Source organism: Parabacteroides sp. AF48-14 (assembly GCF_003477465.1).
In the GTDB taxonomy this organism is placed as follows: domain Bacteria; phylum Bacteroidota; class Bacteroidia; order Bacteroidales; family Tannerellaceae; genus Parabacteroides; species Parabacteroides acidifaciens.
In genome coordinates, this window is sequence record NZ_QUDI01000016.1 from 65,206 (window position 1) to 80,219 (window position 15,014).

Annotated in this window: 10 protein-coding genes and 1 pseudogene; 8 read left to right on the plus strand and 3 right to left on the minus strand. The window is 45.9% G+C overall.

Features of this window, described 5'->3' with window-relative positions; genetic code table 11:
- The first annotated feature begins 165 nt into the window (after positions 1 to 165).
- Positions 166 to 897 (plus strand): potassium channel family protein, encoded by a 732-nt coding sequence (locus DW083_RS09375; protein ID WP_122332195.1) that lies wholly within the window; start codon positions 166 to 168, stop codon positions 895 to 897.
- 46 nt (positions 898 to 943) lie between these two features.
- On the opposite strand, the gene glsA is transcribed toward DW083_RS09375, so the two are convergent.
- Both glsA and DW083_RS09385 read right to left on the minus strand, forming a co-directional pair.
- Complete coding sequence (glsA, locus tag DW083_RS09380; protein WP_122332196.1) at positions 944 to 1,930, minus strand: glutaminase A; 987 nt, start codon at positions 1,928 to 1,930, stop codon at positions 944 to 946.
- 7 nt (positions 1,931 to 1,937) lie between these two features.
- Entirely contained in the window at positions 1,938 to 3,377 is a 1,440-nt protein-coding gene (locus DW083_RS09385; RefSeq protein ID WP_122332197.1) for a glutamate decarboxylase, read from the minus strand.
- A gap of 286 nt (positions 3,378 to 3,663) precedes the next feature.
- Here DW083_RS09385 and DW083_RS09390 point away from each other — a divergent pair, with 286 nt between their 5' ends.
- The 7 genes and pseudogenes from DW083_RS09390 (at position 3,664) to DW083_RS09420 (ending at position 12,841) form a co-directional block, all read left to right on the plus strand.
- Positions 3,664 to 4,896: an MFS transporter gene (locus DW083_RS09390; RefSeq protein ID WP_122332198.1), complete on the plus strand. Its 1,233-nt coding sequence runs from the start codon at positions 3,664 to 3,666 to the stop codon at positions 4,894 to 4,896.
- Positions 4,897 to 4,916: 20 nt separating this feature from the next.
- Positions 4,917 to 5,816, plus strand: a complete 900-nt coding sequence (locus DW083_RS09395) for a DMT family transporter (protein WP_122332199.1) — start codon at positions 4,917 to 4,919, stop codon at positions 5,814 to 5,816.
- Between the two features lie 126 nt (positions 5,817 to 5,942).
- Positions 5,943 to 6,395 (plus strand): DUF4252 domain-containing protein, encoded by a 453-nt coding sequence (locus DW083_RS09400; protein WP_122332200.1) that lies wholly within the window; start codon positions 5,943 to 5,945, stop codon positions 6,393 to 6,395.
- Complete coding sequence (locus tag DW083_RS09405; RefSeq protein ID WP_122332201.1) at positions 6,385 to 6,903, plus strand: RNA polymerase sigma factor; 519 nt, start codon at positions 6,385 to 6,387, stop codon at positions 6,901 to 6,903. Before DW083_RS09400 ends, DW083_RS09405 begins: the two co-directional genes overlap by 11 nt.
- Positions 6,893 to 7,293, plus strand: a pseudogene (locus tag DW083_RS09410) (hypothetical protein). Before DW083_RS09405 ends, DW083_RS09410 begins: the two are co-directional and overlap by 11 nt.
- Before the next feature lie 4 nt (positions 7,294 to 7,297).
- Positions 7,298 to 7,789: a DUF4252 domain-containing protein gene (locus DW083_RS09415; protein WP_122332202.1), complete on the plus strand. Its 492-nt coding sequence runs from the start codon at positions 7,298 to 7,300 to the stop codon at positions 7,787 to 7,789.
- 408 nt (positions 7,790 to 8,197) lie between these two features.
- Entirely contained in the window at positions 8,198 to 12,841 is a 4,644-nt protein-coding gene (locus DW083_RS09420; protein WP_147382120.1) for an Ig-like domain-containing protein, read from the plus strand.
- Positions 12,842 to 13,062: 221 nt separating this feature from the next.
- Here DW083_RS09420 and DW083_RS09425 read toward each other — a convergent pair whose 3' ends face one another.
- On the minus strand, positions 13,063 to 13,479 hold the full coding sequence (locus tag DW083_RS09425; RefSeq protein ID WP_370038940.1) for a PD-(D/E)XK nuclease family transposase: 417 nt from the start codon (positions 13,477 to 13,479) through the stop codon (positions 13,063 to 13,065).
- Between the last annotated feature and the right edge of the window lie 1,535 nt (positions 13,480 to 15,014).

Below are 15,014 nucleotides of genomic sequence, written 5' to 3' on the forward strand. Positions count from 1 at the left end.
TGTGAATTTTGTTTCGTTTAGTTTCGCTTGTATTGACAGTATAACAACTCCTTTTTGTGTTAGTTTGTCAACGGGATGTCAAACTTGGTTAATTAACGAATAAGTGTTAAAAACAAAATCCGCACCTACGCTGTTCCATTCGGTAATACGTAATAATTCAAGACAATGAAGACTGCATTCAATGACTTTTTCTACGAAAAACGGGGCATTTACGGAGTGCTCCATGTAATGATATTGCTACTTTCTCTTTTCCTTATCGTTGATGTTTCGATCGACACATTCAACAACATTCCGTTCATCACGCAAACATCTTACCTGAAAACGCAGTTCTGGATTTGCATGTTCTTTATTGCCGATTTTGTGTTGGAGTTTTTGTTATCAAAACATAAATTACATTATCTGCAAACCCACATCATTTTCCTGCTTGTTTCGATTCCCTATCTTAACATTATCGATTATTACGGTTTCGCCTTTTCGGCGGAGGTGACCTATTTCCTGCGTTTCATCCCGCTCGTACGCAGTGGATGGGCATTAGCGATCGTGGTAGGCTGGCTGACCTCCAACCGGGCTTCCGGTCTTTTTGTCTCTTACCTGACGATGCTGTTGGCAATGGTCTATTTTTCCAGCCTGATATTCTTCGTCCTTGAACATAAGGTGAACCCGGAAGTCAGGGATTACAGCGATGCCCTCTGGTGGGCTTTCATGGACGTGACGACCGTTGGTTCCAATATCATTGCAATCACGCCTACAGGACGCATTCTATCGGTTCTGCTGGCCGCTCTCGGCATGATGATGTTCCCGATCTTTACCGTCTACGTCACAAGCCTGGTACAAGCCGCAAACAAGAAAAAAGAAGCATTTTACGAGCAAAACAAACCCGAGACGAAACAGACATAAAAAACGAGCCTCCCGTCTCCCTACAACGTAGGGGCGTGGAGGCTCGTCAACTAAAAGAATAAACCGTTTTATCGGTGATTGTAAACCGGCTGCTTCCAAAAATGGAAAGACCCAGCTTATTCATTATGTACTTAATAGCCAACTGCGCTTTCACGGAGTTGCCGGAGCCATCCAAAGGAGGAGCGAAGGCGGAGATACCGAAGTGTCCGGGCATGATGCCCATCACACCGCCACCGACACCCGTTTTGGCGGGAATGCCGGAAGTGTACAACCAGTCGCCCGTACGTTCGTAGAAACCGACGGTCGCTACCAGGGAAGTGATCTTCGGAGACAGAGAAGCGTCGAAAACAGCCTTCTTCGTGACCGGGTTCACCCCATCGTTGGCAACAGTCGCTGCGGCGATGGAAAGCTGCTCGGCTGTGATACCTAACGAACATTGGCGGGTATAGAGATCGAGCGACATATCCGGATCGTCGTAGATACGGTTGTAGTTCTTCAGCAACCAGGCGATAGAACGGTTATTGAAATTGGTAGCCGACTCGGACTTGTACAGTTCGTCTATCAGCTGCGGAGCACTGCCGCACAGGTCGGTAATGTTGGAAACGATCGCTTCCCACTTCCCGTCGGCATTGCCGATAGGCTGTACCATACTGCAGGCCGTGATTGCTCCGGCATTCACTAACGGAGTAGAAGGATGATCCTTTTCAAGCAGGATCGCCATGATGGAGTTGAAAGGCAGGCCGGTTGCATCGGCCCCGATCATCTCTAACAACTTCTCCGCCCCGTACTGGCGCAATGTCAGGATAGCGGTATGCACCTTCGAGACAGACTCGATACCGAAACGGTAGGAAGAATCGCCCAGCGTAATAGTCTTGCCATCCAACAGGCAGATACTGATGCCGAACAGATTCTTGTCGATATTAGCCAGATAGGGGATATAATCAGCATTCTTACCGTCCGTATTATTCTTATACTGTTCGTAAGCCTCCTGTGCTACCTCTTTCAGTTGTGAAACAGAAATCTTTTTATCCATAACTACTTTATTTTGTTGATTTGGCACAGCCCGTGTGGGTAAAGACAGAGCCTTTTACTTCCTGGCTCTTATCCTGTGCGATACGTGTCGGCGTCGGATATTCCAGTTTTTCCAGCTCGGCGATAGCACCGCTGATGTCACCTAACAACTGGTCTGCCATATCACGGCTGAATCCCTGGCGGACAACGATACGCATGACAACGCACTGTTCGAGATTTTCAGGCAGCGTGTAAGCCGGAACCATCCATCCGCTCTGTTTCAATTTATCCTGCAAGTCGTACAACGTCCATTTGGCTGTCTTTGCATAATCCGGCTTCAGATACCAGATAAACAACGGGTTCACAACGTCTTTACTGTAATTCTGGAACGGAGCGAACTTGGCGATTTCAGCATGCAGGTAATCAGCCACAGCCATACTGTTCTGCTGAACTTCTTTGTATCCCTGGAAGCCGAGACGGATAAACTGATAGTATTGTCCCAGGATTTGTGCGGCAGGACGCGAGAAGTTCAAGCCGACCTGGGTGATGTTTGCTCCTAAATAATTCACGCTGAAAGACATGGAACCCGGCAAATATTTCTTGTCTTTCCAGATAACCCAACCTAATCCCGGATATACCAGGCCGTATTTATGTCCGGAAGTACTGATGGAAAGTACCCATTTCAGGCGGAAGTCCCACTTCAGTTCCGGTTTCAGGAACGGCAGGATGAAACCGCCGGAAGCGGCATCCACATGGATAGGAATATCGTAACCCGTCTTTGCATTGTATTCGTCAAGGGCGGCGTCCAATGCTTCCACATCGTCGTTCAAGCCTGTCCAGGTAACACCTTGGATGGGAACGATACAGATCGTGTTTTCATCGCAATACTTCAAAGCATCTTGCGGGTCGAGCGTGATGTGTTCAAGTGTCAGAGGTACCTGGCGCATTTCGATCTGCCACAATTGGGCGAACTTTTCCCAGACAACCTGAAAACCGGCAGAGATCACAAAATTAGGTTTGTCGGTCGGTTTACCCTGTGCGATCCTTCTTTCACGCCAGCGTAACCAGGCTGCAACACCCCCCAACATACATGCTTCGGAAGATCCGATAGCCAATGCGCCGGCTTTCCATTTTGCCTGTTCGGGGCTGTTCCACAAATTAGCCATGATGTTGATACATTTGGCATTCATCACAGCGATACGCGGATATTCCGTTTCGTCGATGTAATTGATGTTGATTGCTTCATTCATCAATTTGGTTGCATAATCGTCCATCCAGGTAGTCACGAATGTGGCTAAGTTCAGGCGCGGTTGTGTTTGTGCGTAGGTTTCGTCTTTTACCATCTGATAGGCAATCTCCGGAGTGGTAGGACCATCGGGGATTACATCTACTGGAGCGGGATGCAACATTGCATTCGAGCCAAAGATCGCTGTCTTGGCATCACCTTTTCTAAAATTAGAATCTTCCATGTCTTTTTTGTTTTTAATTATTAATGGCGTTATCGACTTATCTCGGTCGATTGTATGGCAAAAACAGCTGCTATCCGCAATTGTTCTATGTTTTTGGTTAAACATACGACATTTGAGCTTTATTAAAATAATGTTATATAAGAGTGCCAAAATCTACTCGTATTTTAACCTAAAACGACTCTGTAAAAGGATTTTATAAGCATAGTGAACATTCAGAATCCGGATTTGTTTCAATACAATAAATAAATCATAAATCACTATTCACAAACGCTAAAACGAAACGATTATGCGAATACAGACCGGACAGGGGACGATTCCCCTTATTACATTAATAGGTATATGGTCGATATCGGCACTGAATGCGTTGCCCGGCCTGGCTGTGTCTCCTATCTTAGGAAAACTTTCGGCAATTTTTCCGCATTCCACGGAGCTGGATATACAAATGCTTTCGTCGTTACCCTCCCTGCTGATCATTCCTTTTATCATTTTGTCCGGCAAACTGACGGAAAAGGTCAATAATATCTTCCTGTTGCAAGTCGGGCTGGTGATCTTCTCACTGAGCGGTGTCTTGTATCTGGTCTCCACAAAAATGTGGCAACTGATAGCCGTCAGCGCACTGTTAGGAGTCGGTTCCGGGCTGATCGTACCACTCTCCACCGGCTTGATTTCCCGTTTTTTTACCGGGACATACCGCACGAAGCAATTCGGGCTCAGTTCAGCCATTACGAATGTAACGTTAGTGTTAGCAACCATCCTGACAGGATATCTGGCGGAAGTGAACTGGCACCTGCCGTTCGTCGTCTATCTCTTTCCGTTGATTTCGATCGTCCTTTCCTTCTATCTGAAAAAGAATATTTCGCCTTATCCGGCTGTCTCCCCGCAAGCGACACAGAGCCGCACGGGGACGGATACCAACAACAGTTTCGGCAAATTCGGCATACAAATCCGCCACCTGATACAGATCATGCTATTCTACGGATTAGCCACTTATCTGGTCATCATCATCAGTTTCAACCTTCCGTTCCTGATGAAGGAATACCATTTTACCAGCGGCAATTCGGGACTTATGATTTCACTCTTCTTCCTGGCTATCATGGCACCGGGGTTCGTCCTCAACCAGATAGTCTCCTATTTCGGGAAAAAGACCAAGTTTGCCTGTATACTCTCCATCGCTGCCGGGATGGCGCTTATCCTTGTCTCCCGCACCGAATGGCTGATCGGGCTCGGTTGCATCCTGGCAGGGCTCGGCTACGGCGTCATACAGCCTATTGCCTATGATAAGACAACCCGTACCGCCATACCGGCAAAAGTAACGTTAGCTTTGGCTTTCGTCATGGCCATGAACTACCTGGCGATCCTGCTTTGCCCGTTTATCATTAATGTGTTTAAAGATATGTTCCATATCGAAACGCAACAGTTCGCGTTCATCTTTAATATGATTATCGCACTGGCTGCCGCCGTCTGGGCTTACCTCAAACAGGACTCCTTCTTATTTAACGACAGTTTTAAATCCGCATAACTCAAACAACAGTAGAAAACATGAAAAATAAAATCAGAGAAGCCAATATCAGCCTGGTCATATCCAAAATCTTCAGCGGCTTGAACATGAATGCGCTGAAATATCTGTTACCACTATGGATGAGTCCGTTGACCGGTGTCACGCTGCGGTGTACATTCGCAGCCGTCGCCTTCTGGATCATCGGTTTTTTCACCAAACCGGAAACATCCACCCGGAAAGACAAAATACTCCTTTTCCTCTTAGGTGCACTCGGTATCTACGGTTTTATGTTCTTCTACCTGATCGGGTTGAGCAAGACGACACCGGTCTCCAGTTCTATCTTTTCCAGCCTGCAACCGATCTGGGTGTTCATCCTGTCCGTCCTTTTCTTTAAAGAGACAATCACGAAGATGAAAGTAACCGGTATCCTCATCGGGTTGGGAGGCGCACTGCTGTGTATCCTGACACAGAAAAGCGACGATCTGGCCTCGGATGCCCTGACAGGGAATATACTCTGCCTGCTCAGTTCAGTTGCTTATGCCGTCTATCTGATTGCAAGCAACCGCATTCTGAAGAATGTCGGGGTCATGACCATGCTGAGATACACCTTTTCGGGTGCGGCGTTTTCCGGCATCATTGTCTCGGCGATAACCGGATTCGATGCTGCCGTCCTTACCTCTCCGATCCACTGGAAACCGATGGGCGTATTGTTATTTGTCTTGATTTTCCCGACCGTTATCAGTTACCTGCTTGTCCCGATCGGACTGAAATACCTGAAAACGACGCTCGTTGCCATCTATGGCTACCTGATCCTGATTGTGGCAACCATCACCTCCTTAGCATTAGGACAGGACCGTTTCAGCTGGACACAACTGATTGCCGTTCTGCTTATCTGCTCGAGTGTCTATTTCGTCGAGATAGCAGAAAACAAAGAAAAATGATAAATTCTCAATTTATTTGTAACAACTTTGCAACCACTACCGTCTACTTAATGAACGCTCTTCAATAGCGCGCATTGAATGAGCCGGAACTAACGGAATTAAGTAACGATTAATACATAAAGAAAGATGAAAAAATACATTGCAATTCTGATTCTCATTCTATTCTGCCAGGCAGGATATAGCCAGAGTATGGACAAGTTGTTCAACGATTTTGCCAAACAGGATAACGTAACCCGCGTAACGGTTGGTCCGTTCCTGATGAAAATAAGCAGTATGTTTACCGAAACGATGGGGGTAAGCAGTATCGAGGTCCTTTCCTTCGATGAATGCGGCAGTACTGTCAAAGAAAATCTCCGTACGGCCATCAAGCAACTGAAAGATCCCAACTTCGAGACAATGGTCACAAGCAACGAAGGCGGCAGCCGTACAAAAGTAATGGTGCGTATCGATAAAGAGATGATCCGCGAACTGGTTGTCCTGACAACCGACGGCGGCGACGATGCCCTGATCCGTATCAAAGGAAAGATCAAACCATCCGATATCGAACGGGTAGTAAACGACCATAAAAATGGACGTTGATAGCTTTAAAAGGCTGTTCCTCCCCCTCCATCCCAAGCTCTTCCGGATTGCCTACGCACTGGTCGAAAACAAAGCCGATGCCGAAGACATCCTGCAAGACGCCTACTATAAGCTATGGAGCCGGCGGGAAGAACTGGCCAATGTTCTAAATCCGGAAGCCTTCTGTGTAACGCTGGTCAAGAACCTCTGCCTCGATTATCTCCGGTCTCCCCGTGCTAACAGGCACGACGAAGACGTCGCAGAGGCCGTCACACTCTCCACAGATTCTTCGCCGGACAAAGAGCTGGAAATGCAAGATAAAGTGGAGCATATCCGCCACCTGATCAGCCGCCTGCCGGAAAACCAACGACAGGTTATCCGGCTAAGAGGGATAGACGATTGCTCGATGGACGAAATAGAACAGATCACCGGCCTGAACGCCGTCAACATACGGGTGCTACTCTCCCGGGCACGGAAAATAATCCGGGAACAATTTGATAAATATTATGCACATGAATATGAACGATAAAAATATAGACGAACTGATCAATAAAGCCCTCCAGGAGGAGCAGGCTTTACCGGAAGGACTTTCCCAGCGGCTGGAACAGCAGATCGACGCCTGGGCTGTCGCAGAGGAAAAGAAAACTCGTTCATTGACCCGGAGACGTTCTTTATACTGGTTAAGCGGAGTCGCTGCCGTAGCCTTGCTATGTATCGGCATCTTCCAGTATGACGCGCCGTCTCACACTCCGGACCGCCTCGCCGACACCTACACCAATCCGAGGATGCCGCCGTCGTCGCCGAAAAAGCCTTGCTCCTGATGTCGCAGAACCTCAACAAAGGCCTTAGCCAGGTGAACAACGCAGGACAGGAAATCGATAAAGTAAACAACATATTAAACAAACATTTAAACGATTAATCTTATGAAATACAAAAATATATTCCTGATTCTGTTCCTTTGCTGCACAAGCCTGTGCTTTGCCCAGGATAAACTGTTCGAGAAATATGCCGACATGGACAACGTGACATCCGTCTTCATCTCCAAGAAAATGTTTGAAATGATGCCTAACATAGAGAGCGGCGGCCTCGACCTGATGAACCTGAAAGGAAAAATAAACAACCTCCAGATACTCACTTCCGAGAAACGGGAAATACGGGATCAGATGCGGAAGGAATTCAGCGGCCTCATCGGCAAATCGCACGAAGAACTGATGCGTGTCAAAGACAACAACACCAAAGCGACCTTCTACATCGAGCAGAAAGGCGACCAGATAAACGAAATGATCATGCTGGCCGATACGGAATCCGAATACGTCATCATCCGCCTGACGGGAAAATTTACACTGCAAGACATACAGAACGTTGCAAACAGTTTTTCAAAAGAGAATGAAAAGAATATAAGTATCAGCTACTAATAAACGTATCCCTTCAACCATTGGCACATTATTTTTCTTCTTTTTCTTTGTTTATTGAAAACTAAGGCCTACTTTTGCCTCCATGTACACCTGCATGGCGTTGCGGGTCAATGCGTTTTATTAGATAAACGAGAAGCGTTTTTAAGATATTATCCTATCATTGAAATCTCGACAATTTCAGGTTGTATGGGTAATAGACAACAAAACGCTCGCGTTCCTTTCCTTGTTATATAGGCATGCGCCAGCATGCACGCATATACAAGCAAAAAGGGCGTGGGCTGTTGTTTATATCATACAACCGGGCAGTCGAGAGCCTCAATGATAGATATATCAACAGTTCCCACGCCTCTTTTATTATGCAAAAACCATCCAGTCCGGGAATTGATGGATATCAAAAACAAAACAAACATGAGAAGGGTAAATTTACTCAAAAGAACATGTATGCTGGCTGCCTTTATGGTGCTGGCGGGTATCGGGTGGATCATGGCAGAAGCCATACCGGAACCTTTAACCATTTATGTAGATGCCGGAAGTGAAGCCGGAGATTCGGCAGACGGAACGGAAGCCTTACCGTATGCAACTCTGTCGGCGGCTATCGAGGCAGCAAATGCAGCTGCGAATGCAAGTGCTGTTACCATCCTGGTTGCCGAAGGAACGTACGGAAGCGCAGATGCGATTGTATCGATGGGATCATTAACAAAAGCCGGAACAACGATCCAACCCAAAGAGGGCACAACGAAACGTCCGGTTGTGTATGGTTCATTCCATTTATTGGCAAACGACTGTGCGATCAATGGCCTGGAAATCCATATTAAAGGTGGAGATGAGAGTGTTTTGACTAAAAACGCAATCGATGTTGTTGCTAAATCGGCAACTATTCGGGAAAACGAATTTGTCATGGAAGCTAACACCAGCGGGACGAAAGTTGGAAACGGTGTGAATATCTGGCCGTACGGCGATGGAGAGGTAAACTATAATATTGCCAACAACGTTTTCCATATGTTTAATGATAGAACCGAGGGATGGAGTTCTACGGCTCTATTGGTTACGGAGGAATCATCGTTAAGCCGCTTTGGAAATGGCTTCTCAGACAAAAGCTCAACTACGGTTGTCATTCCAAACGAGATCGACCTTTGGAAGAATAACACTTTCATGAACTGCTATCTGGATTATGGACGCAGCAACTGGAATTACAGTGGTGCGACAAACGCAGCCGGAAAAGCCCCTTTGCGCCAATTCAGTTGCGTAAGCAATAATCCGGCATCGCTGCATACAGCTGTAAATTACTCGGTGGCCGGCGCTCCGATCTATGTGGCCGGCGAATTTGATTTGTCCGTAAAAGATGAAGAAGCCAACACACATTATTGGACTATCCCGACAGGTATTAAGGTGCAAGGGCTGGATGCCGACAACAAGGCCGTGTTCAACAACTGCAACCTGTTGGTCAAAGCCGAAGATGTTACGCTGGCAAACCTGAAACTGAACCAGAACAGCTACGGCTTCAAGGTATGGGAAAAGAGTGCCATTGTAGCCATTGCCGACAAGATCACGATTGACAACTGCGACTTTACCGGTGGCGTATCGGCCAACACTTATGTTGCAAACGGCTTGATGCTGTATCCGCAAACATCATCTGTCACCTATAATATAAAGTATAACACATTTACCAATTACAATTTTACGGCAACAGATAAATCTACATCAACAGCCATAATCCTGCGCGACAACAAACAATTGACATTGCCGGACGGGACAACAAAGACAACAGATGCGACTGTGGCTTATGATGCTGCCGCAGAAAAAGCAATTGCCGAAGCAAACACGTACACTGATTGTTTCTACAGCTATCTGCACTGGACCGGCGATAAGTATGTCTACGCACAGATCGAATCTGCCGAGGGTGTTGTAGATGCATTGCCAATGGCAAAAGGTACTAAAGGCACAATCGTATCCAAGAATACGACATTGGAGGCTGTTATGGCTTTAGTAAATAAGAATACAGAACTTACCCTCCCTTCAGACGCCATCATGGAATTGGCAGATGCTTATCTGTACACCAATGCCACGACAGCTGGAAGTGCTTCCACGACCGACAAATTAGTTACTTATATTACCGGAACAGAACGTCCGTTTACGCTGATGTTGGGTAAAACGGCTGACACCTATTATGTATCCGTAGAAGGTGCAGGCAAGAAAGACGGTAGTTCTGCCGAAAACGCACTGCCTGCCAAGTTCCTGCAAGGGGCGATCAACGCTGCAACAGCAGACGTGAAACTGGCTGCCGGAGAATATATCGGCAACTTCGTTATGAAAGACGGTGTTAACGTAACCGGAGCAGTGGATAGTAGCGGAAAACCGGCTTCTATCCTGAACGGCGCCGCCGAAGGACGTGTGGTTTCTTATAAGGCAGATGCCAAATATGATGGTGCTGCATTTACAGAATCAGGCTTGACAAACGCTACCACTTGGAGCAACCTGATGATCACAAACGGTAAAGCCGACGACGCTGCCGGTGCAATTATTACAAAGAATGTAACATTGAAGAATTGCGAAATCAGTACAAACGTAACTACTGGCAAGGCCGGTGGCGTGATGTGTTACATGGGCGGTGTGATCGACGGATGTCTAATCCATAATAACAAGGCTGCCAGCGGTGGCGGTGTTGTCATGCACTTTATCGGTACAATCCAGAACAGTGAAGTTTATAATAATACGGTAACAGGAGATAATGCAAGAGCTCATTCCGGCGGTATCAATACCCGTACGAATATAGAAAACATTGATAATGATGCAAGCAATATGCAAATCTTGAATTGTAGGGTTTATGGTAATACGGCTTACAACATTGCCGGTGTTGGCCTGAACGGTAAAGCGACAATGGTCAATACATTAGTTTATGGCAATACGGCTACCGGTACAAAAGGTGTTGCAACGGCTGAAGGCAAAGACGATACGACACAGGGTGCTGTTGAGTTTTCTGTTGCCGGAGCAAAAATGATAAACTGTACAGTTTGGGGCAATAAAGCAACTTTAGAGGGAGCCGAAGCGAATGTTTCTGCTTTCGATAACAGCCAATGCACCATTATAAACAGTGTGATGGAAACAGTAACCAATTCTACTGTAAAAGGGGGAACAATTACTTACAGCGCAAGCGCTTCTCTGGAAACAGATGCAACAGAAACTCACAATGTAGAGTTATCAGGCAACCCGTTTGAAGAAGGTTCTTACGAACTGGCAGCCCAGGTTGGTAACGTAAACAATCCGTGTATCGACGGCGGTTCAAACGAAGCCTATATCGAAGGTTATCCAGAGAAAGACCTGGCGAACGTAGCCAGAAAACAAACAGGAATCAGCACAAGCGAAGCTGCTATTATCGATATAGGCGCTTACGAATATTCAAAGAGAGCGCTCGAACCGACAGCTGATGATCTTGAAGCAGCATTGGAAGGTAACCAGGCTGAAATCGTATTGAGTGGCGATATCGATCTGGGAGATAAAGAGTTGATAGTTAGCAGCGATGCTGTTATCAAAGCACCGGAAGGAGCAACAGAACCAGTTGTTATTACAGTCGCAGAAGGTAAGACAGCCTTTACCACAGCAGCAAATGTCGAACTGACATTGGAAAACATCCAGATTGTAGCAGTAGAAAATGCGACAACAACTCCGACTGCTATCAAAGTTGTAGAAAGCTCGACCGTTAATCTGGAAGGTGCCCATGTAGAGGGCGCAACCGTTGAAGTATCAGGCGAGTTGAATCTGACAAATAGCGGATTCAAGGCAGACGCAGAAACTGCCGCTCTCGATATAAAGGATGGTGGTACAGTTGTTATCGAAAATGCTGAATTTGTCGGCAAAGCAATCACAGCAACCAGTGGCGCAACCTTTACTTTAAGCAGCTGTAACTTTGTTAATGTATTGACAAAAGCATCGACCGCAGGAGCCCTTTCCGAAGTAATTGCAGCAGGCGAAGCTACCGCAACGATCGACCGTTGTAAGTTTGTTGGTATCGTAGGCGAAGGTGCAATCATTTCCGGTAAAAAAGTTACGGTTTCTAACTGTCTGTTCTACAACAATGGCAATATGAAGTTGATAGATATTGCAGAAAGTTCTACTGTTTCCATTATCAACAATACGTTTGTAAATGCAACCGATGCAGACAATACAGAGCCTGTAATCACAATTGCAGCTACTCAGACAAATGTAAATATCAAGAATAATATCCTCTGGACGGTTGCCGATGAAGCAATAGAAAATAGTGCATCAAGCAATGTTGTGATTTCTCACAACGCACTGAAAACCGCAGCTACTGTTGAAACGAACAGTCTGAAACTTGCCACTTTCGATTACATCAAGTTCGACAATACAAACTATAAGTATCAATTGCACAAAGATTCTCCTGTTGCCAAAGCACAGGGTGACATTACCGGTATCACTGAAGATGCCATGGATATTTTAGGTGATGCACGTCTAACCGACGACGGCACGAATAAAACTGTTCACCTCGGCGCCTATGAATCCGTTTACACCCCGACAACAGGCGGTGGAAGCACAGGCGGCGGTACAGGCGACACGACTCCGGATGCAACCGGTATCAAGTTAGATAAGACAACCTTGACATTGGCACGTTTGCAATCTTATACATTGGTTGCTACCGTAGAACCGGCAGCTGCCGGCGGCGTAAAATGGACAAGCACAGATCCAAGTATCGCTACAGTCGACGCCAACGGTAAAGTAACTGCTGTCAAAGTAGGCCAGGCAACCATTATTGCCACAGCCATCAATGGCGGTCTGACCGCTCTTTGCCAGGTAACGGTTGACTTCGCAACAGGTGTTGAAGAAGCTCTTGCCGAATCGGCAATCTTCGGTCGCGAAGGCGGTATTCAGATCCAGCCAGCCACACCGGTTGAAATGATTATTGTCAACATGGCAGGTACAGTCGTTGCACATCGCACGATCAGCCAGGCAGAAACGATCTCCGTTCCGAAAGGAATCTACATCGTTCGCCTGAGCAGTGGCGGCCATGTGTTGACACAGAAAGTAAACGTCCGATAAAGACGCGCATTTATATTAAGTAATCTTCGATTTTTCGTAGATTAAGCTTTTTAGTTAAAGTGAATGGGAAAGGGAGGCCGTGAGGTTTCCCTTTCTGTTTTCATAGGCTGATGCCGCTAAATGATGATTTATTGTGGAAAATTTGGCAAGAAGTGAAACAAATCGGCCGGGTTATCGAACAAGCAACAACCCGGCTGATTCAATTAGTTAGCATTGATAAATCACAATCCGTTAATTTCCTCTACCGACAAACCGGTACATTGCGCAATTGTTTCAATATTGATCCCCTGTTTTTTAAAATTGGCAGCAATAAGACGTTGTTCTTCGATTTTGCCTTCTGCTTTACCTTCCGCTTTGCCTTTCTCTATTCCTTTCTCCATCCCATCTTCAAAACTTGTATCAAGGGCAGCAGAAAGGTCACGCTCGACGGAGAGGCTTAATTCATATTCCAGACGCTGGTCGGGAGTCATGCGCTCTACCTCCACAATGCTTTTCAGTTTGCGGAAGATCTGATTGTTCAGTTCTTGAGGTAATCGTTCCATGATCTCGATGTTGTTTAAGACGTATAACCACTTCTTATAAAGCGTGTCGCACTCATGTAAAGGTAGACAAATATTGCATATAGAGTGAATAAAAATGGATTTATTTTTATTAGTGTTTCCATGGGCATAGAATGCCTAATTTGCTTCAAATCTAAGAAGTTTTAAACCATAAATGATGAATTTACAATAACCCCCTGTTTCGGTTGTTTTTCTATTTCGTCCGAAATCTTGATCCATTTTGGATTGACTCTTTTCACGGTTTTAACTGACTCGGATGACAACAGATGAAATGAGGTGCCGAGCCCATTCCGAAAAGTGTGCAATTTGATTACCGAAAACCGGAAACACTGGCAAAGTGATAAACCTTAACTCCCGGAGAATCGAATATTCGCGAACGAAGACGGGCTGCGTTCCAAATATCCCAAGGAAATTTTGGGGGCTTGTTGCCGTGAGGTGCGCAGAAAATTGCCGTGAAGTAACGCTTCATCACTCTGAAGGTTGACTTTGTGCTATATGAAGTCCGACTTCAGAGCAACAAAGTTCCGGATCAGAGCGATAAAGTCCTTCTTCATGGCGATAAGGTTCCGGATCATAGGAAAAAGCTCCTTTTTGACAGCTGAAAAGTAGGTTGACATTTGTTTTGTTTCGGATGTTTTTTTACCCTGAAAAATACGTTTTATACAATAAGCCCTCCGCCGCAGGCTCTCTTTTGCCGTTTCGTTTTAACGAACGGTTTTAGAGCTTAGAGGCAAAGCCTTTTCCTCTGTGGACTTCAGAAGGATGTGTCAAAAGTCCTATTTATAGCGTCTGTGTCCTGGCGGGCCTGACCCGCCATCTCATCCTAATCACTGTAATCAGTTTAGTATAAGGTTGCGGGGCAAGCCCGCAATGACACGCTAAAGCGTTAGAACTTACTTTTGACACATCCCCCAAAAGAGAGCCTGCGGCAGGGGGACTTATTGTATAAAACGTATTTTTCAGGTCCAGAAGGCATCCGAAACAAAACAAATGTTAATCCGTTTTTTTGAGCTCAAAAATGCACTTTTTCCCCTTTTCCGGGAGTTTTCCGCCATCACGACCGTCCTCTTTGCCATTGCGACCGTGCTAATCTTTGCGAGGTGCCGAGTGCACGGACCATTAGGACGGTCGCAATGGCGATTATGACCGTCTTCTTTTGAAAAACGACCGTCCTCACGACAAAAAACCATGAAAATTTCCTTGGGATATTTGGAACGCCGTCCGTTTTATTTTGCTACAGGCGATTCTCCGGGAGTTAAGGTTTATCACTTTGCCAGTATTTTCGCCTTTCTACAATCAAACTGCACGCTTTTGGGAATTGTCTTGGCACCTCATTTTGTCCGGTGTCAGCCGGACAAGTTAAAACCGTGAAAAGAGTCAATCCAAAATCGATCAACTTTTCGGATGAAATAGAAAAACAGCCCAAAAGGGGGGTTATTGTATTTCTCCCGATTTGCGGAAGATTCAGAATCCGCTAAAATATGAATTATTATACCAGGGTGGATGGGAAGTTTTTTTAACGGAAAGAAGACCTTAGTCCTGGTAGGACTCTGGCTTTTTTTACCTTCTGTTTGCTACCGTGGCAAAATTAGAGATATAAAACTACCAATTGT

Coding starts and splice junctions, on each gene's coding strand:
- DW083_RS09375 (WP_122332195.1), top strand. CDS start 166: ATGAAGACTGCATTCAATGACTTTTTCTACGAAAAACGGGGCATTTAC.
- glsA (WP_122332196.1), bottom strand. CDS start 1,930: ATGGATAAAAAGATTTCTGTTTCACAACTGAAAGAGGTAGCACAGGAG.
- DW083_RS09385 (WP_122332197.1), bottom strand. CDS start 3,377: ATGGAAGATTCTAATTTTAGAAAAGGTGATGCCAAGACAGCGATCTTT.
- DW083_RS09390 (WP_122332198.1), top strand. CDS start 3,664: ATGCGAATACAGACCGGACAGGGGACGATTCCCCTTATTACATTAATA.
- DW083_RS09395 (WP_122332199.1), top strand. CDS start 4,917: ATGAAAAATAAAATCAGAGAAGCCAATATCAGCCTGGTCATATCCAAA.
- DW083_RS09400 (WP_122332200.1), top strand. CDS start 5,943: ATGAAAAAATACATTGCAATTCTGATTCTCATTCTATTCTGCCAGGCA.
- DW083_RS09405 (WP_122332201.1), top strand. CDS start 6,385: ATGGACGTTGATAGCTTTAAAAGGCTGTTCCTCCCCCTCCATCCCAAG.
- DW083_RS09415 (WP_122332202.1), top strand. CDS start 7,298: ATGAAATACAAAAATATATTCCTGATTCTGTTCCTTTGCTGCACAAGC.
- DW083_RS09420 (WP_147382120.1), top strand. CDS start 8,198: ATGAGAAGGGTAAATTTACTCAAAAGAACATGTATGCTGGCTGCCTTT.